Annotated in this window: 25 protein-coding genes; 11 read left to right on the forward strand and 14 right to left on the reverse strand. The window is 71.7% G+C overall.

What is annotated here, in order from left to right; genetic code table 11:
• Positions 1-133 precede the first annotated feature (133 nt).
• Positions 134-655: an RNA polymerase sigma factor gene (locus tag ACIPKM_RS00080; protein ID WP_402735850.1), complete on the reverse strand. Its 522-nt coding sequence runs from the start codon at positions 653-655 to the stop codon at positions 134-136.
• A gap of 381 nt (positions 656-1,036) precedes the next feature.
• Here ACIPKM_RS00080 and hisD point away from each other — a divergent pair, with 381 nt between their 5' ends.
• The 3 genes from hisD to ACIPKM_RS00095 all read left to right on the forward strand — a co-directional run bounded on the left by hisD (position 1,037) and on the right by ACIPKM_RS00095 (position 4,807).
• A complete protein-coding gene (gene hisD, locus ACIPKM_RS00085; protein ID WP_402735851.1) occupies positions 1,037-2,377 on the forward strand; it encodes a histidinol dehydrogenase in 1,341 nt (446 codons plus the stop codon).
• Between the two features lie 64 nt (positions 2,378-2,441).
• A complete protein-coding gene (locus ACIPKM_RS00090) occupies positions 2,442-3,980 on the forward strand; it encodes an APC family permease (protein WP_402735852.1) in 1,539 nt (512 codons plus the stop codon).
• Positions 3,977-4,807 carry a nitrilase-related carbon-nitrogen hydrolase gene (locus tag ACIPKM_RS00095; protein ID WP_402735853.1) on the forward strand — a complete coding sequence of 277 codons (831 nt, stop codon included), beginning with the start codon at positions 3,977-3,979 and terminating at the stop codon, positions 4,805-4,807. The genes ACIPKM_RS00090 and ACIPKM_RS00095 overlap by 4 nt, the downstream gene beginning before the upstream one ends.
• A gap of 9 nt (positions 4,808-4,816) precedes the next feature.
• Here ACIPKM_RS00095 and ACIPKM_RS00100 read toward each other — a convergent pair whose 3' ends face one another.
• Together ACIPKM_RS00100 and ACIPKM_RS00105 are read right to left on the reverse strand one after the other, a co-directional pair.
• Positions 4,817-5,710 (reverse strand): LysR family transcriptional regulator, encoded by an 894-nt coding sequence (locus tag ACIPKM_RS00100; protein WP_070417990.1) that lies wholly within the window; start codon positions 5,708-5,710, stop codon positions 4,817-4,819.
• A gap of 41 nt (positions 5,711-5,751) precedes the next feature.
• Entirely contained in the window at positions 5,752-6,498 is a 747-nt protein-coding gene (locus tag ACIPKM_RS00105) for an SDR family NAD(P)-dependent oxidoreductase (RefSeq protein WP_402735854.1), read from the reverse strand.
• Between the two features lie 92 nt (positions 6,499-6,590).
• Here ACIPKM_RS00105 and ACIPKM_RS00110 point away from each other — a divergent pair, with 92 nt between their 5' ends.
• Positions 6,591-7,220: a TetR/AcrR family transcriptional regulator gene (locus ACIPKM_RS00110; RefSeq protein ID WP_402735855.1), complete on the forward strand. Its 630-nt coding sequence runs from the start codon at positions 6,591-6,593 to the stop codon at positions 7,218-7,220.
• Between the two features lie 12 nt (positions 7,221-7,232).
• On the opposite strand, the gene ACIPKM_RS00115 is transcribed toward ACIPKM_RS00110, so the two are convergent.
• Positions 7,233-7,799: a TetR family transcriptional regulator gene (locus tag ACIPKM_RS00115; RefSeq protein ID WP_402735856.1), complete on the reverse strand. Its 567-nt coding sequence runs from the start codon at positions 7,797-7,799 to the stop codon at positions 7,233-7,235.
• A gap of 72 nt (positions 7,800-7,871) precedes the next feature.
• On the opposite strand from ACIPKM_RS00115, the gene ACIPKM_RS00120 reads away from it, so the two are divergent.
• Positions 7,872-8,858, forward strand: a complete 987-nt coding sequence (locus tag ACIPKM_RS00120; protein ID WP_402735857.1) for an amidohydrolase family protein — start codon at positions 7,872-7,874, stop codon at positions 8,856-8,858.
• A gap of 27 nt (positions 8,859-8,885) precedes the next feature.
• Positions 8,886-9,416: a GNAT family N-acetyltransferase gene (locus ACIPKM_RS00125; protein WP_402735858.1), complete on the forward strand. Its 531-nt coding sequence runs from the start codon at positions 8,886-8,888 to the stop codon at positions 9,414-9,416.
• 341 nt (positions 9,417-9,757) lie between these two features.
• Here the strand turns inward: ACIPKM_RS00125 and ACIPKM_RS00130 are convergent, their stop codons facing one another.
• From ACIPKM_RS00130 to ACIPKM_RS00145, 4 genes are all read right to left on the reverse strand, one after another.
• Complete coding sequence (locus tag ACIPKM_RS00130) at positions 9,758-10,279, reverse strand: hypothetical protein (protein ID WP_402735859.1); 522 nt, start codon at positions 10,277-10,279, stop codon at positions 9,758-9,760.
• An 80-nt stretch (positions 10,280-10,359) separates the two neighbouring features.
• Positions 10,360-11,433, reverse strand: coding sequence for a low specificity L-threonine aldolase (locus ACIPKM_RS00135; protein ID WP_070417992.1), 1,074 nt, complete (start codon positions 11,431-11,433; stop codon positions 10,360-10,362).
• Positions 11,434-11,437: 4 nt separating this feature from the next.
• Positions 11,438-12,121 (reverse strand): SDR family oxidoreductase, encoded by a 684-nt coding sequence (locus ACIPKM_RS00140; RefSeq protein WP_402735860.1) that lies wholly within the window; start codon positions 12,119-12,121, stop codon positions 11,438-11,440.
• Positions 12,118-13,566, reverse strand: a complete 1,449-nt coding sequence (locus ACIPKM_RS00145) for a DUF6421 family protein (protein ID WP_229085525.1) — start codon at positions 13,564-13,566, stop codon at positions 12,118-12,120. Before ACIPKM_RS00145 ends, ACIPKM_RS00140 begins: the two co-directional genes overlap by 4 nt.
• 218 nt (positions 13,567-13,784) lie before the next feature.
• On the opposite strand from ACIPKM_RS00145, the gene ACIPKM_RS00150 reads away from it, so the two are divergent.
• Entirely contained in the window at positions 13,785-14,294 is a 510-nt protein-coding gene (locus ACIPKM_RS00150; protein WP_402735861.1) for a GNAT family N-acetyltransferase, read from the forward strand.
• A 108-nt stretch (positions 14,295-14,402) separates the two neighbouring features.
• Here the strand turns inward: ACIPKM_RS00150 and ACIPKM_RS00155 are convergent, their stop codons facing one another.
• Both ACIPKM_RS00155 and ACIPKM_RS00160 read right to left on the reverse strand, forming a co-directional pair.
• A complete protein-coding gene (locus tag ACIPKM_RS00155) occupies positions 14,403-14,819 on the reverse strand; it encodes a hypothetical protein (RefSeq protein ID WP_402735862.1) in 417 nt (138 codons plus the stop codon).
• A gap of 43 nt (positions 14,820-14,862) precedes the next feature.
• Entirely contained in the window at positions 14,863-15,096 is a 234-nt protein-coding gene (locus ACIPKM_RS00160; protein ID WP_022907408.1) for a PLDc N-terminal domain-containing protein, read from the reverse strand.
• Positions 15,097-15,359: 263 nt separating this feature from the next.
• Between ACIPKM_RS00160 and ACIPKM_RS00165 the strand changes: the two genes are divergently transcribed.
• Positions 15,360-17,126 (forward strand): hypothetical protein, encoded by a 1,767-nt coding sequence (locus ACIPKM_RS00165; RefSeq protein WP_402735863.1) that lies wholly within the window; start codon positions 15,360-15,362, stop codon positions 17,124-17,126.
• Between the two features lie 28 nt (positions 17,127-17,154).
• On the opposite strand, the gene ACIPKM_RS00170 is transcribed toward ACIPKM_RS00165, so the two are convergent.
• The 3 genes from ACIPKM_RS00170 to ACIPKM_RS00180 all read right to left on the reverse strand — a co-directional run bounded on the left by ACIPKM_RS00170 (position 17,155) and on the right by ACIPKM_RS00180 (position 19,945).
• Positions 17,155-17,589 carry a hypothetical protein gene (locus ACIPKM_RS00170; RefSeq protein WP_402735864.1) on the reverse strand — a complete coding sequence of 145 codons (435 nt, stop codon included), beginning with the start codon at positions 17,587-17,589 and terminating at the stop codon, positions 17,155-17,157.
• Positions 17,590-17,669: 80 nt separating this feature from the next.
• Positions 17,670-19,298, reverse strand: coding sequence for a phospholipase D-like domain-containing protein (locus ACIPKM_RS00175; protein WP_402735865.1), 1,629 nt, complete (start codon positions 19,296-19,298; stop codon positions 17,670-17,672).
• Positions 19,299-19,324: 26 nt separating this feature from the next.
• Positions 19,325-19,945: a CoA pyrophosphatase gene (locus ACIPKM_RS00180; protein ID WP_261646010.1), complete on the reverse strand. Its 621-nt coding sequence runs from the start codon at positions 19,943-19,945 to the stop codon at positions 19,325-19,327.
• Between the two features lie 209 nt (positions 19,946-20,154).
• Here ACIPKM_RS00180 and ACIPKM_RS00185 point away from each other — a divergent pair, with 209 nt between their 5' ends.
• Both ACIPKM_RS00185 and ACIPKM_RS00190 read left to right on the forward strand, forming a co-directional pair.
• On the forward strand, positions 20,155-20,322 hold the full coding sequence (locus tag ACIPKM_RS00185; RefSeq protein ID WP_175473708.1) for a hypothetical protein: 168 nt from the start codon (positions 20,155-20,157) through the stop codon (positions 20,320-20,322).
• Between the two features lie 70 nt (positions 20,323-20,392).
• Entirely contained in the window at positions 20,393-20,773 is a 381-nt protein-coding gene (locus ACIPKM_RS00190) for a hypothetical protein (protein ID WP_402735866.1), read from the forward strand.
• Positions 20,774-20,814: 41 nt separating this feature from the next.
• Here the strand turns inward: ACIPKM_RS00190 and ACIPKM_RS00195 are convergent, their stop codons facing one another.
• Positions 20,815-21,399: a TetR/AcrR family transcriptional regulator gene (locus ACIPKM_RS00195; RefSeq protein ID WP_254790859.1), complete on the reverse strand. Its 585-nt coding sequence runs from the start codon at positions 21,397-21,399 to the stop codon at positions 20,815-20,817.
• A 159-nt stretch (positions 21,400-21,558) separates the two neighbouring features.
• On the opposite strand from ACIPKM_RS00195, the gene ACIPKM_RS00200 reads away from it, so the two are divergent.
• Entirely contained in the window at positions 21,559-22,923 is a 1,365-nt protein-coding gene (locus ACIPKM_RS00200) for an MFS transporter (RefSeq protein ID WP_402735867.1), read from the forward strand.
• Positions 22,924-23,006 lie beyond the last annotated feature (83 nt).

Genomic DNA, 23,006 nt, shown 5'->3' on the forward strand with positions numbered 1-23,006 from the left:
GGGGGGGCGCGCGGGGGGGGCGGGGGGGGGGGGGGGGGGGGGGGGGGGGGGGGGGGGGCGCGGCGGGGGGCCCCCCCGGGGGGGCGGGGGGGGGGGGGGCCCGCGCCCCCCGCGCCTCCCGTCCACCGTCAGGTCACCGCCACGCCGCCAGCTCACGTGAGAGCGTCGCCCGCGCCCGGACGAGCATCCCGCGCACCGTCGAGACCGGCAGGCCGAGCGCATCGGCGACCTCCCGGTAGGACAGCTGCTCGACGTGCCGCAGCTCCCAGCACCGGCGCTGCGTCGCGGGCATCGTCGTGAGCACCGCCGTCGCAGCCTGCGCGAGGGACGCACGCTCGGTGACACCGGTCGGGGCGTGGTCGTCCGCTGCGGGCGTCGACTCGTCGAGCCGTCCGGTGACCCGCGCGGCGGCCCCGCTGAACCGGTCGTAGCTCCGCCGCCGAGCAGTGGTCACGAGCCAGCCGCCGATCGCCGCTGCATCGACGATCGTCCCCAGGTGCGTCCACGCCGCGAGGAACGTCTCCTGCACGACGTCGTCGGCGTCCGCGTGGGAGTGCAGGACGCGCATGGCGGTGGCGTGCACGAGCGGCGTGTGCCGTCGCACGATCGATGCGAAGTCGGCGGTTTGCGGTGGTGCTGCGGTGGGGGCGCGCATGAGCACGGTGGGCTCCGATCCTCGGGTGGATGCGTCCAGGGGATTCGGAATCGGGTCACGCCGAGAGGGTCGTGGTGCTTACCCCAGATCGTGGGGGACCGGGCCTGGTGCCGGGCCGCCCGACCAGCGCCGGATGGCGTCCTCGTCGAGCGCGGTGATCCCGTGGTGCACCGGGAGGGTGACGCGGAGTGCGATCTTCGCGTCGTCGGGTGCCAGCCGATCCGCGAGGGGGAAGAGGTCGGTCTCGTGACCGTCGGACGCGGATCAGCAGGGACCGACAGCACGAGGCACGACCGCGTCGCGTGTCCCATCGTGTTTCCCGATGGACCTCGGCTGCCATTCGGGCTACCTCCCCGCCCCACCCGTGGCCAGGGTGGACCCATGCAGCTCTCCTCCCGCTTCGCCACCCGCAACGCCGACCGCTTCCGCTTCGTCAAGGCACCCGGCCTCGACACCCCGCCCGCGCAGCGCGACCCCGCGGTCATCGAGACGGTGAGCCGCATGCTCTCGGAGATCGAACGCGGTGGCATGGACGCGATCGCCCGGTACGCCCGGAAACTCGACCGGCAGGACGCACTCCTCGAGCTGTCCGCTGCCGAGATCGCGGCGAGCGGTGACCGCCTCGCGCCGGACCTGCGTGAGGCGATCGAGCTCGGCTCGGCGCGGACCAAGCAGTTCGCGGCGATGCAGCGGGAGCACCTCACGGACTTCGAGGCGGAGCTCGCCGACGGCCTCGTCGTTGGCCAGCGCTACGTCCCGGTCGGCAGCGTCGGCGCGTACCTGCCCGCCGGGCGCTTCCCGCTGACCGCGAGCGCGTTCATGACGGTCGGGGTGGCCAAGGTCGCTGGTGTCCCGTCGGTCGTCGCGTGCACGCCGCCGCAGCCGGACGGTGGCGCGAACGACGCGGTCACGTACGCGGCGCACCTGTCCGGAGTCGACCGGCTGTTCGTCCTCGGTGGGGTGCAGGCGCTCGCGGCGATGGCGTTCGGTCTGCTCGACACGGACCTCGACCCGGTCGACATGCTCGTCGGCGCAGGCAACGCGTACGTGGCCGAGGCGAAGCGCCAGCTCTTCGGGACGGTCGCGATCGACCTGCTCGCCGGTCCCAGCGAGGTGGCGGTCATCGCGGACGACTCGGCGGACGCGGAGATCGTCGCCGCGGACCTGCTCGGGCAGGCCGAACACGGGCCGAACTCCCCGGCGGCCCTCGTCACGACGTCCGAGCGGCTCGCGCACGAGGTCGTGGCCGCCGTCGAGCGGCAGCTCCCTGCACTGTCCACGAACGCGATCTGCGGGCCCGCCTGGCGCGACCACGGTTCGGTCGTGCTCGTCCCGACGCGCGAGGACGCCGTGCTCGTGATGGACGAGCTGGCTCCGGAACACCTCGAGGTCCAGACCACCGACGACGAGTGGTACCACGACCACCTCACCAACTACGGCTCGCTGTTCCTCGGGCACTGGAGCACCGTCGCCTACTCGGACAAGGGCATGGCCGGCACGAACCACACCCTGCCGACCGCCGGGGGAGCGAAGCACAGCGCCGGACTCTCGGTGTCGCGCTACCTCAAGCCGCTCACCTACCAGCGCATCGCCCGCGAGGCCACCCCGTCGGTCGCGCACGCCGTCGACGTCATCTCGGCGAGCGAGGGCATGAGCGCGCACCGCGCCACCGCCACCATGCGCCTCGACACGTACGCACCCGTCGCAGCGAGCAACGACTGACCCCGGCACCACCCCCTCACCTCCACCCCACCCGACCCGAACACCGACCGCATCGGAGCCAGCGATGACCACCGAGCACCACTCCAGCCCAGTCCCCTCGAGCCCCGGCGCCGCCGGCCCCGGCCTGAAACGGGAGCTCAAGGTCGCCGACGCCGCGGCGTTCTCCGTCGGGCTCATCGGACCCGTCGGGGTCATGGCGCTCCTCGGGGCGGGTGCCGCGGGCATCCTCGGCCGCGGCGCCACCTGGGCCTTCGTGTTCGCGCTCGTCGCGGTGTCCCTCGTCGCGTACGGGTTCGTGAAGCTGTCGCGGCACATCGCGCACACGGGCTCCGTCTACGCCACGGTGGGCCTCACGCTCGGCGCGCGAGCAGGGTTCGTCGCCGGCTGGGCACTGTTCTTCGGCTACGTGACGATCGGCGCCGGGTCCGGCATCGAGATCAGCCTGTTCGTCACGCAGCTGCTGAACGACGTCGGGCTGGACGTCGCGCCGGACTGGATCTGGGTGACGATCGTGGCGCTCGCCGTCGTCGTGCTGCTCGGACGTCGCCCGGTCCACGTCATCACCCGGTCGTTGCTCTACGCCGAGCTGATCGGTGCCGTGCTGGTCACCGTCCTCAACGTCGTCGTGCTCGTCCGGCTCGGGGTCGGCGCGGCGCCCGCCGGTCGGCACCTCAGCTGGGACTTCCTCGCCCTGCCGAGCGGCACCGACGTCGGTCTGATCGCGGGCGCCGCGGTGTTCGGGTTCCTCGCGTTCGCCGGCTTCGAGGGCGCGGCGACCCTGGGCGAGGAGACGAGCAACCCGAAGCGGGACATCCCGAAGGCGCTGAAGATCGCGATCGTCGTCGTCGGAGCGTTCTACCTGCTGTCGATCGTCGCGCAGTCGCTCGGCTACGGCACCTCGGCAGCCGGGGTGAAGCAGTTCGCCGGCTCGGCGGCCCCCTACGGCGACCTGGCCCGCACGTACGTCGGCAGCTGGCTCGCCGACCTGCTCACCCTCGCCGCCGTCGTCAGCCTGTTCGCCATCTTCCTCGGCACCCTGTCCGGAGCGTCGCGGGTCCTCTTCGCCCTGTCCCGCGACACCGGCATCGCCCGGCCGGTCGCGAAGCTGTCGCCGCAGGGATCGCCGGTCAACGCCCTGAGCGTCGTCGCGGTCGTCGTCCTGCTCGTCGTGGTCGGGGAACGGCTCTCCGGCGCAGCGGTGCTCGACGCGACGTACTGGGCCCTCACCGTCGGGACCATCGCACTGCTCGTCGCCTACGTCCTCGCCACCGTCGGGGCCGTCCGGTTCCTCTTCTTCTCGCGCCGGACCGACACCCCGAGGTGGCAGATCGTCGTGCCGGTCCTGGCGCTCGCCCTGGTGCTCTACACGATCTACAAGAACGCCGTCGGGCTCGAGGCGCCGTACAGCTGGTTCCCGTACATCGTCGCGGCGTGGCTCCTCGTCGGGCTCGCGATCACGTTCCGGACGGGGCTGGTCGAACGGGTGCGGGTCGCCCTGGCAGCGTCGACCGATGACGGCCGGGAGGCACCTCCCGCAGTCGACGACGGCACCGCACCGCCGCAGCGACCCGCGTCCCGTGACGACGAGGACGTGGTCGCGTGACCCGCGTCGCCGCGGTCCAGCTCGCGCCCGTCGTCGGTGACGTCGCGGCGAACGCCGCGACGGTGGGGGCGGCGCTCGCCGCCGTCCCGGACGACGTGGACGTCGTGGTCCTCCCGGAACTCGCGACGAGCGGCTACGTGTTCCGCGATGCCGCCGAGGCCCGTTCTGCAGCCGTCGCCGCGTCGGACGCGACCGTGACGGACTGGGCGACCACCGCCTCCCGGCTCTCCGGCGGCGCCGGTGGCGTCGTCGTGGGCGGCTTCGCCGAACTCGGCGACGACGGTGTCGTGTACAACTCCGCCGCGGTCGTCGACCCGTCCGGGGTGATCGGCGTCTACCGGAAGGTCCACCTGTGGGACGGCGAGAAGGAGTGCTTCACGCCGGGGTCCCGGCCGCCGCTCGTCGTCGACACCCGGCACGGGCGCATCGGCGTGGCCATCTGCTTCGACATGGAGTTCCCGGAGTGGACCAGGCTGGCGGCGCTCGACGGTGCGGACGTGCTCGCGGTGCCGACGAACTGGCCGTACGTCGAGCGCCCCGCGGGGGAGCGTGCCCCCGAGGTGCAGATCGCCATGGCTGCCGCGCGGGTGAACCGGATGGCGATCGTCTGCGCCGACCGGTGCGGCACCGAGCGCGGGGTCGACTGGAACGAGGGGACCTCGATCGTCGATGCCGACGGATGGGTGCGCGCCGCGACGGGGCCGGGCCCCGGCACGGTGGTCGTCGACCTCGACCTCGTCGCCACCCGGGACAAGACCCTCACACCGCGCGCGGACCTGTTCGGTGACCGACGGCCGGATCTCTACGGACCGCTCACGGGCCGCTGACGACGCCGGTCACCCCTCGGTGAGGAGCTCGCGGGCCAGACGGGCGAGCTCCGCGGTCGCCGCCGACAGGATCGACCCGTCCCGTTCGACGAGCGCGACGGTGTCGTGGACCGGCTCGGCGAACGGCGTCCAGTGCAGCCCGAGGCCCGCGGCGGACACCTCGGCGACCGCCCGGGCGATGAACGTGTCGCCCACTCCCGACGCGACGAGGGCGAGCGCGGTCTCGACCTGCTCGACCTCGACGTGCGGCTCGAGGGACACCCCGGCGAGTCGGGCACGTTCGGCGAACTGCCGTCGGGTGGGGTCGCGCCAGCCGTAGTGCGCGTCGTACAGGACGAGGCGACGAGCGGCCATGGCCTCGATCGTCATCGGCTGCTCGGCGACCGACGGGTCCCGGCTGACGAAGACGACCTCGTCACGGCGGAGCGGCGTCACCCGGAGCCCGTCGGTGTCGATCGGCAGGACGACGAGCCCTGCTTCGAGACCGCCCGAGGCCACCTCGTTCGCGACCTCGACCGAGTTCAGCCCGATGACCCGGAGCCGCACGGCCGGGTGCGCGGCGTGGAATCGGGTGAGGAGCTCGTCGAGCGCGTAGTACTTCGCGTTGCGGAGCAGTCCGAACGACGCCGTCCCGCCGACCAGTGACGTCACCGCGCGGAGGGCCCGGTCCGCCGAGTCGGCCTCGGCGATGATCCGCTCCGCCATCGGCAGCAGCACCGCGCCGGCGTCCGTCAGGGTCAGGCGCCGCCGGCCCCGGACGAACAGCGCGGTGTCGTACGCGCCCTCGAGCCGGCGGACGAACTCGGAGACCGACGACTGCGAGCGGAGCAGGGCCGCCGCGGCCGCCGTGAACGAGCCGAGGTGGGCGACGGCGACGAAGACGCGCAGCTGCACCAGGGTCACGGCGGCAGCCTACTGGTGTGGTCGCCGGCGGGCGGCGGTGGTCAGACGATCGTGCTGCCGCCGTCGACGAGGAGCTCGCTGCCCGTCATGCCGGAGCTCTGGTCGGACGCGAGGAAGAGGACGGTGGCGGCGACCTCCTCAGGACGCAGGAGCCGTCCGAAGGGGAGTCCGCTGGCGACCTGGTCCAGCCACGCGTCCGAGTCGCCGGGGGCGAGTCCCACGAACCCCGGTGTCTCGGTCGGACCCGGGACGACGGTGTTGATCCGGACGCCGCGGGGAGCGAGTTCCCTGGCCCACGTGCGGGTCAGCGCCGCGACCGCTGCCTTCGAGGCCCCGTACAGCCCGAGCATCGGTTCGGTGCCCGCGGCCGACGTCGATCCCGTGACGACGATCGTCGACCCGTCGTGCAGGAACGGCAGCGCACCCTGCACGGTGAGGAGCGTTCCCCGGACGTTCGTGCCGAAGGTCGTCTCGAAGTCGTCGGCGGTCACGGACTCGAGGGCCCCGAACTCGCCGACTCCGGCGTTCGCGTGCACGACGTCGAGTCCGGTCCCCCGCTCGGCGACCGCGCGGACGACCGCCGCGATGCCGTCCGGACGCGTGGCGTCGGCGCGGACCGTGGTGACGGCGTCGCCGAGTTCCGCCTGGATCGCGTCGAGTGCTTCCTGGCGCCTGCCCGTGACGACGACGTGGGCGCCCTCGGCGACGAAACGGCGCACGACCGCGAGTCCGATCCCCGACGTCCCGCCCGAGACGAGTGCTGTCTTGTCCTGCAGTGTTCCGGTCATTGCATGCTCCGATGTGAGTTGTTGACTGATTGATCCAGAACGGTACGTCATAATGGACGGATCAGTCAACAACGAGACGCGGAGGTTCCCCGGTGCCACGACCACGCAAGTTCGACGAGGCGGACGTGATCGAGCGGGCGCGGCGCACGTTCGCCGAGACCGGGTTCGAGGGCACGTCGCTCGACGACCTGCTCGAGGCCACGGGGCTCGGGCGGCAGAGCCTCTACAACGCGTTCGGTGGCAAGAAGGAACTCTTCATGCGGGCCTTCCTCAGCGACACCGACGGTGCTGTCGACGCGGTGAAGACCGTGCTGCAGAGCGCCGAGCACCCCATCGCCCGCATCCGCACGCAACTCGTCTCGGCGGCGGTCGAACACGGCGCCGCGCAGGCAGCACCGTCGCTGCTCGTGCGCGCGTCGGTGGAGCTCGCCGCTCGCGATCCGGAGGTCGCCGCGACCGTCACGAAGGCCTTCGACGCGATCCGTGCCGACTACGCGGCCTGCATCGTCGACGCCCAGGTGGCCGGTGAGATCGAGGCGGATGCGGACGCCGAGGCGCTCGCCACCTACTTCTGCGCGGTCATCGAGGGGATGGGTGCCATCGGGCGGGTGGGAGTGTCGCGTGCGGAGCTCCTGCGCGTCGGTCTCACCAGTCTCGCCGTGGTCCCGATCACGCCGCTCGGTGAACAGCACCTCAGTGCGGAGGGCGGCGCCTGGAGCTGACTGCTCGGTTGCTCAGGCGTCCTCGGTGCCGGCGAGCAGTGCCGCGAGCCAGGGTTCGACGACGTCCGCGACCTGATCGGGCGTGCGGGAGCCGTCCGCTCCAGGGTCGAGGCCCGGCAGCCCGATGAAGTGCCGGGCGATCGTCAGCCCGAGGATGCTCGACACGACGACGGTCGCCCGGAGTTCGGCGTCCTCGGTACCGCTGGCGTGCGCGAGGGCCTCGACCCGTTCCTGCAGGTACTTGCGCATGAGCTGCGCTGCCTGCTCGGACGTGAACATCGAACGGATCAGCGCGCGGGTGGCCGGGGGGAGTTCGAGGAGCCGCGCGTCGAGGACCGTCCGCAGGTGGTCGTCGACGTCGTCCGCGCTCACGGAGGCGACGGGCTGGACGGCGAGCGTGAACAGGTTGTCCTTCGACCCGTAGTGCTGCAGGACGAGTGAGGGGTCGACTCCGGCGCGCTGCGCGATGCCGCGGATCGTCGCACGGGTGCCGTGCACCCCGAACTCGGTCTGCGCGGCCTCGAGGATCCGGGCAGCGGTGGCGGCTCGGCGGTCCTTGCGGGGGAGTGACTCGGGCACGAGTTCACTCTACAGACGGTGAGCGGAGGTGCTACGGTCCACTCAACAGTTGATGAGCGAAAGGGTGACGTCGTGGCGGATCTGCTGATCGGGATCGAGGAGCACTGGGTGCACGAGGGGATCGACCGTGCGCAGCGCGCGTTGCCGGCTGACCGGCGCGACGACAGCCTCGTCCTCAACGACCACGGCGATGCCGCGCGGCGCCTCGGCGACATCGGGAGCGAGCGCCTCGCCGCGATGGACGCACAGGGCGTCGACATGCAGGTCCTGTCCCTCGCCCCGCCGGGCACGCAGGGGCTCGACGCCGCCGAAGCGATCGCGCTGAGCCGCGATGCGAACGACGAGGTCGCTGCCGCGGTCGCCGCACACCCGGACCGCTTCCGGGCCTTCGCGACCCTGCCGCTCGCCGACCCGCACGCCGCCGCCGTGGAGCTGGAGCGCGCCGCGGCACTCGGCCTCGTCGGCGTCATGCTGCACGGCCGGACCGGGGACGTCCTGATCGACGACCCGCGCTTCGAGGAGCTCTGGACCGTCGCGGAGCAGCTCCGGCAGCCGGTGTTCATCCACCCGCAGATCCCCCCGCGGGCCGTCCGGGACGCCTCCTACACCGGGCTCGGCGGCCTGCCCGACCTCGCGCTGGCGACCTTCTCGTGGGGCTGGCACCTCGAAGCGGGAACGGCGGCGCTCCGGCTGATGGCGCGCGGCGTGCTGGATCGTCACCCGTCGCTGCAGCTCGTGCTCGGGCACTGGGGCGAGCTCCTGCTGTTCTGGCACGACCGCGCCGACGGACTCGCACGTGCGGCCGGTCTCGAACGGTCGATCACGGAGTACCTGCGCGAGAACGTCTGGATCACGGCCTCCGGCATGCTCGACCCGGCGATGCTGCGGCACGCCCTGAGCATCACGACGCCGGATCGGCTCCTGTTCTCGACCGACCACCCGTTCCAGCAGCCCACCCGCGAGGAGATCGCCGCCTTCCTCACGGCACTGCCCGATCAGCAGGCCCGCGATGCCTTCGCGTCGGGGAACGCCCGTCGGCTGTTCGGTCTCACGGGCTGAGCACCCCGCCGCCGGTACGCTGCGGACATGCCGGGGGACTTCACGATCCGAACCACGACCGAGCGTGACTGGGAGCAGGTGCGCGCCCTCCGCATCGAGAACGCCACGGACGACCCGATCTCCTACGGGGCGACGCTCGAGTACACGCTCGCGATGACCGAGGACGACTGGCGGCTCCGCGCGAGGCGTGGCGAGGGGACCGAGACGACGAGCGTGGTGGCGATCGACCGGACGGGTCGCTGGATCGGGATGATGAGCGGCCAGGTCGGTGACGCGTACGGCAACGACCCCGTGCTCACCGGCGTGTACGTCACGCCGTCGTCCCGCGGCCGGGCGAACGGCGTCGCGGATGCGCTGCTCGACCACGTGGTCGGGTGGGCAGCGGGGCACGGCGAGCGGCTCCGTCTCGAGGTGTACGACCGGGCGGTGCCGGCCGGTCGCTTCTACGAGCGTCGCGGGTTCCGCCCGAGCGGTCGCTCCCGCGACTTCCGACTGCTGGGGCTGGGGCGGGACGCCCCGTCACTGCGCCTGGTCGAGTTGGTGCGGACCGTCACGTGACCGGCTGACGGACGGGAGGCGCGGTGCGGCTCCGCCCCGCGCCTCCCGTCCGTCGCTGTGGTGCGTCGGCCGCGGTCCAGACCGCGATCACCGCGCAGACACTGCCGCGATGGCCTCGCTCACCGTCGAACCGGGGTGTTGCTCCCGCCAACGCCGGACCTCCGTCGGGTCAGGTGTGCTCCCAGGCGGCACTGCTGTCGAGCCGATCACCGGCGACGCGAACGCGGCGTAGGTGAGCGTCCCCAGGGCCGCCACGCAGGCGTACACGAGATCGAGCGCGTACCAGGCGCCAGCGGTGGCAGCGAGCCCGCCGCAGACGATCAGTGCCGGGCCCCAGCGTCTCACCGGAAGCACCCGCGCTTGACGGCGGCGACGCCGAGCAGCTCGGCCCCGAGCGCTGCGGCAGCTCCGCCGAGCGCGCGGATCTTCTCCCAGCTGAAGGATGCGCCCCACATGACGCGGACGGCCTTCGTGACGCCGCCGAGCGAGTTGATCAGGCGCTTGATCTTCAGGATCTTCGCGACGGGCAACGCGGCGGACGCGATCAGGAGCGCGATCGCGCCGGTGCATTCGAGGACACTCGCGCGCGCCGCTGCCAGGACGTGCTGGTTCGCGGCGATCCACGCGTCGTACGCCGCCTGACCTTCGAGCAGGACGCGCTCGGGCACTCGTTCGATCAGCTCGAGACCACCGGCGATGTCGGCGGCCTGGAACTCGAGCTCCATGGCGACCGTCGCCGTGTCGACCGCGATCGGGCTCTGCGTCGCAGACGCCGGCGGCGCTGACAACAGCGGTGTGCAGAGTCCCGCCGCGAGCACGACGGCGACGGCGATCTTCGACGGTGACGAGGTGGATGACTGCATCTGCGTTCCCTCCGGTCCGGCACCCCTTGCCGGCGGCTCCACCCTGCCGGTAGCCGGTGAAATGCGCAAATGTCAGTGGCTCACACTGCGGCGAGCTCCCGCGTCAGCGCCGCCACGAACGCGTCGATGTCCTGCTCCGAGGTGTCGAACGAGCACATCCACCGCACCTCGTTCCGGCTGGCGTCCCAGTCGTAGAACCGGAAGTGTTCGCGCAGCCGATCGGCCACGCCGGCCGGCAGCGTCGCGAAGACCCCGTTCGCCTGGGTCTCCTGGCTGAACCCGACGCCGCGGATGCTGCCGTCGGCGATCCCCGCCTCGAGGGCGCCGCGGAGTCGCTGCGCCATGGCGTTGGCGTGCCCGGCCGACCGGAGGTAGAGATCGTCGCTGAGCAGGGCGATGAGCTGTGCCGAGACGAAGCGCATCTTCGACGAGAGCTGCATGTTGAGCTTGCGGAGGTAGTGCAGGCCCTCCGATGCCTCGGGGTTCAGGACGACGATCGCCTCGCCGTAGAGCATCCCGTTCTTCGTCCCGCCGAAGCTCAGCACGTCGACGCCGGCGTCGGTGGTGAAGTCGCGCAGGGGGAGCCCGAGGCTCGCGGCCGCGTTCGAGATGCGGGCGCCGTCCATGTGCAGCGTCATGCCGAGCGGGTGGATGTGGTCCGCGATCGCGCGGACCTCGTCCACCGAGTAGGCCGTGCCGAGTTCGGTGGTCTGGGTGATCGAGACGACGAGCGGCTGGGCGCGGTGCTCGTCGCCCCAGCCCCAGGCCTCCTTGTCGATGAGCTCGGGGGTGAGCTTGCCGTCCGGCGTCTCGACGGGCAGGAGCTTGATCCCGCCGACGCGCTCGGGGGCACCGGCCTCGTCGGTGTGGATGTGCGCGGTCGAGGTGCACACGACGGCGCCCCAGCGGGGGAGCATCGACTGCAGTCCGACGACGTTCGCGCCGGTGCCGTTGAACACCGGGAACGCCTGCGCCTGCGACCCGAAGTGCTCCCCGACGACCTCGTTGAGCCGTGCGGTGTACACGTCTTCGCCGTAGGCGATCTGGTGGCCGTCGTTGGCCGCGGTGATCGCCGCGAGGATCTCGGGGTGGATGCCGGCGTAGTTGTCCGAGGCGAAGCCCCGCAGGTCCAGGTCGTGGAGTCGAAGGGTCACGCGTTCATCCTAGGTTCGGGGCGTCGCCCGCCGAGAGCGGGATGCGGGTGCCGTTCACGGCTGCGGGGTCGGCCGACCAGAGCCGCACGACCTCGTCGCCGAGTCGCGCCTCGAGGCCGGCGAGTGCACGCACGACGAACACGACGGCGGCGGCGGTGTCGGGCGCGTCCGTGCCGAAGCCCTGGGCGACGGCGCGGACCCAGGCGTCCGAGGCGGCCTTCGCGGCGGCGTAGTTCGCGGCACCGGCGGTGGGCGAGTCGACGGTGGTGGAGGAGACGAAGGCCAGGCGTCCGGCGGGCGAGGCGACGAGGTCGGCGAAGAACTCCCGCGTCGTGTTCCGGAGCGTCCGGAAGGCCCGGTCGAAGAAGTCCCAGTCGTCGTCCGACTGGCCGGCGATGCTGCCGCCGCCACGCCAGCCACCGACCAGGTGGACGAGTCCGTCGATCGGCCCGAGGTCCGCGTGGATCCGTGACGCCAGCGCGGCGACGTCCGCACGCGACGAGAGGTCGCACGTGTGGGTGGTGACGCCCGGAACGGCGGTGCTGAGCGCCTCCAGGCCCGCCGCCCTCGTGCCGACCGCGACCACCGTCGCACCGGCGGTGACCAGCGACCGCGCGACGGCCTCGCCGCTGGTGCTGGTCGCGCCCGCGACCAGCACCACGCGACCGGTGAGCGACCCATCGCTCACGCCGCGACCTCCGTCGTCCCGGTGATCCCGGCCGTCGACGCGATGACCGGCGCCATCTTCTTGTTGAGCGCCTCGTAGAACATCGACAGCGGGAACTCGTCGTCCATGACCGCGTCGGTGTAGCCCTTCGGCGGTCCGGCGAGCGTCTCGGTGGGGAGTCCGCGCGCCCAGGCCGAGGCCGGGTGCGGCGTGAGCGTCCGGGTGAGCATCTCGTACGCGGCGAGCCAGTGCGCTGCCTTCGGCCGGTCGATCGAGCGCCGGTACAGCTCGTTGATCTCGTCGCTGAGGGCGATGATGACGTCCGGGACGGCCTCCCAGTCGATGGTGAGCTGCGTGTCCGTCCAGTGCAGGACGTCGTGCTGGTGCATCCACGCGAAGAGCAGCTGGCCGCCGAGGCCGTCGTAGTTGCGGACACGGCTGCCGGTGATCGCGAAGCGGAAGATGCGGTCGAACACGACGGCGTACTGCACGAGGCGCGCGTGGTCACGGATGGCGCGCTGCGCGTCCTGGAGGCTCGCATCCGGCAGCGCCGAGAGGGTGCGTTCCAGACGCACGGACTCGCGGAACGCGGTGAGGTCGCAGCGCAGCTCCTCGAGCGAGTAGAGGAAGAACGGCATCCGCTGCTTGATCATGAACGGGTCGAACGGCAGGTCTCCGCGCATGTGCGACCGGTCGTGGATGATGTCCCACATCACGAAGACCTGCTCGGTGAGCTCCTGGTCGTCGAGCATCGCGCGTGCGTCGTCAGGAAGGTCGAGCTTGGTGATCTCGGCGGCTGCGCGGACGACCCGGCGGTAGCGGGCGGCCTCGCGGTCCTGGAAGATCGCGCCCCACGTGAACGTCGGCAGCTCGCGCATCGCGACGGTCTCGGGGAAGAGCACGGCGGAGTTCGTGTCGTACCCGGGGGTGAAGTCGACGAACCGCAGCGCGACGAAGAGCGCGTTGCCGTAGTCCCCGGCCTCGAGCTCGGCGATGAACTCGGGCCAGATGACCTCGACCAGGACGGCCTCGACGAACCGCGAGGAGCTGCCGTTCTGCGTCACCATCGGGAACACGACGAGGTGGCCGAGCCCATCGACGCGGTGCTGCTGCGGTTGGAACGCGTTCAGGGAGTCGAGGAAGTCGGGGACGCCGAACCCCTCGTCGCGCCACCGGGCGAAGTCGTGCTGCACGGCCTCGAGGAAGGCCGCGTCGTGCGGGAAGTGCGGTGCCAGCTCGGCGATGGCCGGGACGATCGTCGCGACGTGCTCGGTCGCGGCAGCGTGGTCGGCAGGCTCGGGCACGGAGCCGTCCTGCACCTGGACGGTCTGCAGCGCGGTGACGGCGTCCTGCAGCCGGAGCCAGGCCGGGTGGGCGGCGACCTCGCGCACGGACAGGCGGTCCTCGACGACCTCGGGTTCTCCGACGATGGCGTCCTTCGAGAACTCCTGGACGAACTGCGACATGTCGTACCTCCCGTCGTTGGGCTGGCTGCGGGTGCGCTGGTGCATCGAGCCTAGGGAAGATCGGGGGCCGCAAAGTTGCCCATCTCCGGCGGAATCGTGCGCATCCGGCGGCCCCGCGCTCCGAACTGATCGCACCGCGCAAGGTTCCTCCGTTGCAGGGCTGGACTGCGCTCGACATCGCTTCGCCGGTACGGTCGCAGTGAGCTTCAGGGAGGACCGTGGACGAACGGATCAGCGACGGGTCGAGCGTCGACGTCGAGGTCGTCCACCCCGGTGACCCGGTGGCCGACGGGATCGTGCGGACGTACCTCGCCGAGGTCGCGTCGCGCTGGTACGGACGCCCGGCGACCGAGGACGAGGTCGACCACGCGCTGCGCGACGAGCCGTACGACGACCTGCAGGGTGCGTCCGGGGTGTTCCTCGTCGCCGTCGAGCAGGGGCGGGCGATCGCGTGCGCCGGAGCGCGGTTCGGTGCCGGTGTCGGTCTCGGTGTCGCCGAACTCACGAAGGTCTTCACCCTGCCCGAGGCGCGTGGACGGGGCACGGCGGCCCGACTCGTGCGCGAGCTCGAGGCGGCGTGCCGTCGCCGCGGGATCGGCGTGCTCCGGCTGGACACCCGTGCTGAACTCGCCGAGGCCTGTGCGCTCTACGAGCGGCTCGGGTTCGAGCGCGTGGCCGCCTTCACCGACGACCCCTACTCGGACCGGTGGTACGCGAAGCGGCTCTGAACCGCAGCGACCGTGGGTCGGGAGGCGCGGGTCGGCGCCGCACCGCGCCTCCTGGCCGAGCCGTGGTCGCGTCCACGGCTGCCGGGCCGGCGACCGGACCCGGCTGGGTCAGCGCCGCCGCCCCGCGCGGTGCATCGGGACGTGTCCCCACCAGCCGAGGCCGTCGGCGTCCACGTCGAGGTGGTCGAGCCACCGGCCGAGCGGCTCGCCGATGTTGAAATCGGCGACTTCCCAGCCGAACTCCTCGGGTGTGGCTTCCTCGCCGGTCGTGTAGGCGTCCAGCCAGTCGATCGTCGTCGAGCGCTCGCGGACGATGCCGACGCGCGGGCCGCCCGACGGAGCGTCGTAGACCACGCGGAAGCCGTCCTCGGTCGCCCAGGCATCGTGGACGACCACGGACTCCGCTTCGGTCGGGCCGCCGTCGCGGAGCTTCCGCAGGCAGGCGAGGAGTGCCCGCGGACCCCACTCGTCCGACGCCGCCGCTTCGAGTTCGGCGATCAGTTCGGCATGTCGCTCGCTCAGCACCCGGACACACCGCCGGGTCCTGTCGTCTCGACCACGCTGCGCGTCAGGCGCTCGGACCGCTCGTCCGGTTCAACCGGTCGGCCGCACGCCCGAGGAGCCAGTTCACGGCCCACCCGACCACGCCGATGACCGGCACCGCGACGATCACGACGGTCCAGACGATCTTCACGAGGTCGCTCCGACGTCGGTCCCGCCACACCTGCACCAGCGCCAGTACGTCCAGCGCCAGCACGACCAGCAGGACCAGCACGTGTGCGCCGCCCAGGTTCTCGAGCACGTCGTTCTCCCCTCGTCCGCCGCGGCGCAGGGATGCGCTGCGCGGCGGTCCAACGATAGGAGGGCGCGGCGGGTGGTTCGTCAGTCCAGCGGTTGACATCGCTGCTCGCCGGGCGGGCCGAGCACGAACGCGCACGCTGGGCTGTCCGGGGCACGTCCTGGTCCTCCGATCGTCGGACTGCTCCCGGGCACGGTCGGGTCTACCGTCTGTTGCGTGCGGCAACGACGCCGCACGATGACGAATCGAGCATCATGCAACGACGGATGAAGCACCTCGTCGCGATCGCGCTGAGCGCCGGTGTCGTGGGGGCACTGCTGCCCGCGGTCGCCGCCCAGGCGGTCACGACGAGCGACACCCCGGACTTCGGGAGCAACGTCAAGATCTACAGCCCCTCGACGCCGACCTCGACGATCCAGGCCGACGTCGACGCGGCGTTCAACGCACAGCTCCGGAGCACGACCGCGCAGTTCGGGACGCAGCGCTCCGCCTTCCTGTTCAAGCCCGGGAGCTACGGACGGGTGTGGGCCAACCTCGGCTTCTACACGACGGTCGCCGGCCTGGGGAAGAACCCCGACGACGTGACCATCAACGGCGCCGTGAACGTCGACTCCGGGTGGAACGCCGGTGACGAGAAGAACGCGACGCAGAACTTCTGGCGGTCGGTCGAGAACGTGGCGATCGTCCCCGAGGCCGGAACCGACCGCTGGGCGGTGTCCCAGGCCGCCCCGATGCGGCGGGTCCACATCAAGGGGAACCTCACGATGGGACCCTCGAACCAGGACGGCGGCCAGGGGTACTCCTCCGGCGGGTACATCGCCGACACGAAGGTCGACGGGACGGTGACCTCCGGCTCGCAGCAGCAGTGGTACACCCGCAACTCGTCGATCGGGTCCTGGCAGGGCGGCAACTGGAACATGACGTTCTCGGGCGTGCAGGGCGCTCCCGCGAACGACTTCTCGAAGAGCTACACGACCCTGTCCACCACGCCGACGACCCGCGAGAAGCCGTACCTGTACGTCGACTCGTCGGACAAGTACCACGTGTTCGTCCCCTCGCTCCGGCAGAACTCGTCGGGCGTGACCTGGCCGAACACCGCCGGCACGGACATCCCGATGCGCAACTTCTACGTCGCCCACCCGGGTGACTCGGCGGCGACGATCAACAGTGCGCTGTCGCAGGGCCTCAACCTGTTCTTCACACCGGGCACCTACCAGCTGAACGCTCCCATCGCGGTCACCCGTCCCGACACGGTCGTCACCGGGATCGGCTTCCCGACGCTCGTGCCGACGCAGGGCAACGCGGTGCTCACCTCGACCGACGTCGCCGGCGTGAACGTGTCGAACCTCGTCGTGGACGCCGGTTCGCAGAACAGCGCCCAGCTGGTCCGACTCGGCACGAGCGGCTCGCACGTCGACCACGCCGCCGACCCGCAGAGCATCCAGGACGTGTTCTTCCGCGTGGGTTCGAGCATCCAGGGCAAGGCGACGACGACCCTCCAGGTCAACGCCGACGACACCCTGGTCGACCACATCTGGGCCTGGCGCGCCGACCACGGCGGAGCCGCCACCGGGTGGACGGTCAACACCGGCGCGACCGGCGTCGAGGTGAACGGCAACGACGTCCTCGCGACCGGTCTGTTCGTCGAGCACTACCAGAAGTACGAAGTCCAGTGGAACGGCAACAACGGACGGACGATCTTCTTCCAGAACGAGATGCCGTACGACGTGCCGGACAACGCGTCGTGGCAGAGCCCGACCGGTGCCGGCTACGCCGCCTACAAGGTCGCCGCGAACGTCACGAGCCACGAGATCTGGGGCGGCGGTGTCTACTGCTTCTTCAACACGAACCCGGCGGTGCACGCCGACCGGGCGTTCGAGGTCCCGCAGACCGCCGGTGTCCGTGCGCACGGGCTCGTCACGGTGTCCCTCGGTGACACGGGCACGATCTCGAGTGTGATCAACGGGGTCGGGGGAGCGGTGCCGACGCCGGCGGGGAACACCGCCCCCAACCGGCTGGCGTCCTACAACTGATCCCGAGCGGGTCCCCGGCCGAGGATGGCTAGAACAGGTTGCCCCCGCTGGCGACCTGGATCGCGATGACGGCTCCGGCGAAGACCACGAGCACGCCGACCAGTGTCGCGAGTGCGACGGGCCACCCCGTCCGGCGTCGGGCACGGCGCGCGATCGAACCGACGACCCCCGCGACGAGGACGACGAGCGTGAGGACGAGGTGCCAGTTGCGTACGGCCGCGCCGGGGTCGTCAGCGCTGCTGCACCCCGGCGACGGTTGCGCGCACCCGGCGAACGCGAGCTGGCCGATGAGGACGCCGAACCACGCCGCCGGGCTCACCAGGACGGCCGCGCCGAGGAGCAGGACGGTGGCGACGAGGTCGACCGAGCCGGGGTCGCGGGGTGGCGGCGCCTGCTCGGCTCGCGGCGGGTGCAGCACCAGGTCGTCGCCGGGATCGTCCCACCAGTCCTCGCGTGCCCCCATGCACCCAGCGTAGGTGGGGGCGGTGGACGCGAGTGGACGGCGGACGGGAGGCGCGGGTCGGGCCCGCACCGCGCCTCCCGTCAGAAGCGGGTCGAGCCGCGCAACCGGCGCGGCCGGCCGTCGGGGTCCACGGCGAGGCGCGCGGCGGGACGTGCCCACAGACGCTGCAGCGCGGAGACCGGCTCCGGCTCGTGCTGGCGGATGCGTCCAGGGGGCCGCGGGCCGGGCTGCCCGTCCTCGTGCCAGTGGTCGAGCGCACGTGCCGTGGAGCGCCAGAGGGCGAGCAGGTCCGCGCCGGACCCGGTGAACCGCTCGTCGTCGGGCGTCGTCGCGAGGTGCTCCGCCCAGAGCTCGTGGCGGAGGTCCCGGGCGAGGGACCGGTCGTCGTCCGAGGTGTCCACGACGGCGCACGTGAGTTCGCTGTCGGACGTCCACGAGCGGCGGTTGAAGTTGTCCGAGCCGATCGTGAACCACTCGTCGTCGACGATGCAGACCTTGGCGTGGATGTAGATCGGGCGGCCGTCCTCGTGCTCGAGGTCGAAGGCGCCGACACGGTCGGGTGCGGAGCGGCGGAGCGTCCGGAGCGCCTCGATCTGGCCGAACCGGCTCGGGGGACCGCCGAGCGGCCCGTCCGAGTTCGGGTACCGCGGCACGAGGACGACGACACGGAGCTCCCGGTTGCGTTCGAGGGCCTCGGCGATGCCGGTCGCGACCTCGCGGGACCAGAGGTACTGGTCCTCGATGTAGAGCAGCGATCGCGCTCGGGCGAAGGCCTTGCCGTAGGCGCGGGCGATGCTCCGCTCACCCAGGGGCGCGAACGGGAACGGCGGGCGCTTCACCCCGTACGTGCGGAGGAGCTGCACGGCGTGGTGCCCGGCCGGTGGTGGTGGCGCCGTGCGTTCGGGCAGCGGCTCGGGGCGGCGCGGCATGTGGACGAGGCGTTGCAGCAGCATCCGGTACGGCAGGCTGCGGTCGAGGGGGAGCGGGTCGTCCCAGCGCTCGGCGAACACGGCGAGCACGTCCGCGACGACCGGCCCGCGGAGCTCCATCGACGCGTCGTGCCAGGCCGGGCGCTCCCCGTAGCGGGCGTCGATCGAGACGGGCTGCGGATCGCCCTCGTGCGCGGCGTCGTCGCGACGGCTGTGGCAGAGGTCGATCCCGCCGACGAAAGCGACGTCGCGCGAGGGGTCGTCGCGGTGCTGGATGACGAAGAACTTCTGGTGGTGCGAGCCGAACACCCGGACGCGCTGGTCGAGCAGCACCTGGCCGCCGGCGTCGTTGATCTTCCGGCCGAGCAGCTCGTTCGACCGGGCGCTGATCGACGCCGAGACGCGCTCGCCGTGGGACCGCCAGATGAGCCCGCGCACCTCGATGCCCGCTCGTGCGCGGTCCGCCAGCAGGTCCCCGATCGTCGGGCCGTCCGGCAGCAACCGCTCGTCGGCGTCGCCGCGCCAGTCGGTGAACCACACGCGGTCGCCGGGGCGGAGTGCGGTCAGTTCCGCGTGGATGCGGTCGAAGTAGGCGGCGCCGTGCACGAGCGGCCGGACGTGGTTGCCCTCCGACCACGGTGCCGCATCGGCGCCGGTGTCCCCCTCGGCGTCGGGCCGGTTCCGGTCCGTGTCGTCGTCGGGGTGTCCCGCGTGCACGCCGGTGGCGAGGTTGCCTCGCTCGTCGCGGGAGAGGAACCAATCAGCTGGACCGGTACGCACAGTCGAACAGTACGGGACGGCGCCGTTCAGGGGCGCGAGCCCGGCAGGGGGATCTCGTGGCGGTCGTTCCACGGCTCGGCCCAGCCGAGGCGGTCGAACAGGGCGTCGAGGAGCATCGCGGTGAAGCCCCAGACGACGTGCTGCTCGGGGCCGGAGTCGATCGTGAACGCCGGGCCACGCCACTCCTGGCCGCCGCGGCGGATCACCGTCACGCCGCGGCGGGCGGGGTCGAGCAGGTCGGCCACCGGCGCCCGGAACACCGCGGCGGACTCGGCCTGGTCGACGACCCGGACGGGCGAGGGCTCGCGCCACCACCCGAGCACCGGCGTGACGAGGTGTCGCGAGAACGCGAGCGGCACCGGGGCGATCGTGCCGAGGACGTCCACGCCCGCGGTGTCGATGCCGGTCTCCTCGCGGGCTTCACGGAGTGCCGCGGCGGTCGCGTCCGTGTCACCGGGGTCGACCCGGCCGCCGGGGAACGCGATCTCGCCGGGGTGGGCGCGGAGCGTGGTGGCCCGTGCGAGCAGCAGGACGTCGAGGTCCCGCGAGACGTCGGTGCCGGCGGCGGGGCGGTCGCTCGGGACGTCGTCGAGTTCGCCGAACAGGATGAGGACGGCCGCGTTGCGGGAGGCACTGGCCACCGGCATGCCCGTGACGAGCGGGGCGGCACCGGGACCGACGAGCGCGGAGAGCTGCTGACGCGCCGGGTTCACGTCGTCAGCCTAGGTGCTGCGCTCCGAGGCGGAACATCCGGAAGGTGCGCCCCCGGGGGATCTCCGAGGCACGACCCGTACGTTCCGAGTCAGCACCACCGGGACCACGGCGGTCCCGAACCGACACTGCACGGGAGCAGACCATGAGCGACACCGACGGCACCGCACCGAAGAACGACCCCGAGGGCACCCCGAAGCCGGACGGCCTCGGCGAGGACGGCACGATCCCCAACGAGCCAGACGGTCTCGCCGCCGGACACGTGGGCGACGACTCGCACTTCAACCCGGAGGAGGACGACGGCACGGAGTGAGCGAGACGCCGGTGGCCGGCCGGCGGGTGACCTGGGACCATGGAGCATGGGGAACCGCCGGAGGATGCTCGTGACCGCCACGATCGGGGTCGGGCTGGCCCTGGCGCTCGCCGGGTGCTCGTCGCCCGGGTCCGCCTGCGCCGACTACGGGCAGGGCAACACGGTGAACGTCGTCGTGCCCGAGCACCTCGCGGACGCCGTCGGGTCGGTCGCGGTGTGCATCGGGACCGACTGCACGCCCGAGCAGGAGTCGGCGACGTCCGAGGTCGACGGCGCGACCTGGACGGTCCCGGTCGAGCAGACGCAGGACGAACGCGGCCGTGTGGCGCTCTTCGACGCCGACGGTGCGCGGCTCGACGAGCGCGGCGTCGAGCTCACCTGGACGGACTACGGCTTCGGCGCACCCCTGCAGTGCCGGGGGAGCGGTGTCGCCGAAGTCCGGCTCGACTGACGGCCCGAGGCGCGGGCCGCGCCGGACGGCGAGCTCGGAGGCTAGAGCACCCGCTCCAACAACCGCAGCGTCCCCGCGATGTCCACGTCGCGGTCGAGCAACCACTGCACCTGCAACCCGTCGAACGCCGCGATGATGAGCGACGCGACCTGGTCGAGGTCCGCATCGCTGTGCCGACCTGTGGCGACGAGCTCGTCGCGCAGTTGCTGCGCCAGATCAGCGCGCGCCGTGGCGAACCGCGCCGCGAAGTACGACCGCGCGGTCTCGTTCCCCGCCTCCACCGAGGCACCGAGCAGCGTCGTGTAGAGCGTCACCAGGGCCGGCTCGCTGACGTTCCGGTGGGCGACGAACTCGAGCCGGGGGAACACGCCGCCGGTGTCGCCCAACGCCCGGTTCGACGCGTCGTCACGCTCCCGCAGCACCTCGACGAGCAGGGCCTCGCGCGACGAGAAGTAGTGCCGGAGTGCGGCGTGCGAGATGCCGATCGCCTCGCCGATGGCCCGGAGCGAGGTCCCGTCGATGCCGCGGGAGGCGACGACCTCGAGCGTCTGGTCGAGGATCTCCTGCCGGCGCTGCACGCCCTTGGCGTACGGCCCTCGGCTGCCGGTTCCATCGTTGGAGGTCACCCGGACCAACCTACCGGCAGCCATGAGCCGCCGAAATGCTCGCGCAAAGTACCGAAACAAAAACTTCCGGTCGGAGGTTTTGAGTGCTACTGTCCCGATCACCTAGTAGCACTAGGGATTCAGCGGGCCCCGAAGCCCCCTATGACTCGAGGAGGAGTCATGTCGACACCGACGTCGAAGGAAGAACCCACTCGCGGCATCGCCGGAACCGCATCCCCCGCGGTCACCGCAGCCGCCGGCGCCACCGCCACGGACGCCGCAGCGTCCCGAGCGTTCTCGGTCGAGGGCATCACGCAGTCCGTCAGCACGATGCGGGTCGGCCGCGGCTACCTCTGGGGCCTCAGCTTCGCCCAGTTCGGCCTCTTCGTCGCCCTGCTCACGCCGGTCTTCGTGAGCATGTCGATCAAGGCGACCGAGCTCAACCCGTCGAACCCTGAAACGATCGTCGGTTCGGTCCTGCCGTTCGGCGCGATCGGTGCCCTGCTCGCGAACCCGCTCTTCGGCGCGATCTCGGACCGCACCCGCACCCGCTGGGGTCGTCGTCGGCCGTGGATGGTCGGCGGCGTCATCGTCTTCGTCGGTGCGCTCGCCTGGCTCGCGTTCTCGCCGAACGTCCTGCAGCTCACCCTGGCGTGGGTCCTCGCGCAGGTCACCGCCAACGCGGTCCTCGCCACCCTGACCGCGAGCTTCGCCGACAACGTGCCGGAGTTCCAGCGCGGCAAGGCCTCGAGCGTCATCGCGCTCGCGCAGAACACCGCGATCCTCGCCGGTCTGTACCTGGCCGTCTACCTGGTCGGCAACCTGCCGATGCTCTTCATCGTCCCGGGCATCATCGCGATCATCGCGATCATCGTCTACTCGTTCGTGGCCCGCGACGAACTGCCCACGACGCCGATCAAGCCGTTCAGCTGGGTCAACCTCATCTCGTCCTTCTGGACCAACCCGATCAAGCACCGCGACTTCGGGCTCGCCTGGTGGGGGCGCTTCCTCATCACCTTCGGCACGTTCATGTTCACGACCTACCGCCTGCTGTACATGGAGGACCGCATCGGCCTCCCGCAGAAGGAGGCCGTCGGCATCGTCGCGTTCGGTGTGCTCCTCTACACCGTCGCCCTGCTGGTCAGCGCCGCGCTCTCCGGGTGGGTGTCCGACCGCATCGGCCGCCGCAAGGTCTTCGTGTGGAGTTCCACGGCCCTCACCGCCGTCGGCCTGGTGATCCTGGCGCACGTGGACACGGTCGGCGGGTTCTACTTCGCCGAGATCGTGATGGGCTTCGCCTTCGGCATCTACTCCGCCATCGACACCGCGCTCATCGTCGACGTGCTGCCCGACCCGGAGCGCCCCGGCAAGGACCTCGGCGTGATCAACATCGCGAACGCGCTGCCGCAGTCGCTCGCCCCGGCCGTCGGTCTCTTCCTCCTCGGCGTCGGGGGCGGTCAGAACTACACGCTCATGCTCTGGGGCGCGGGTGTCGCGGTGATCCTCGGCGCACTCGTGATCTTCCCCATCAAGTCGGTCCGGTAGACGGCGCACCAGCGCACGGTCCTGGAGGCGCGACGCGACTCACGAAGGCGAGTCGCGCCTCCAGGCGGTCACCGCACACACCG

This window comes from Curtobacterium sp. NPDC086286, from assembly GCF_044746255.1.
Classification (GTDB): domain Bacteria; phylum Actinomycetota; class Actinomycetes; order Actinomycetales; family Microbacteriaceae; genus Curtobacterium.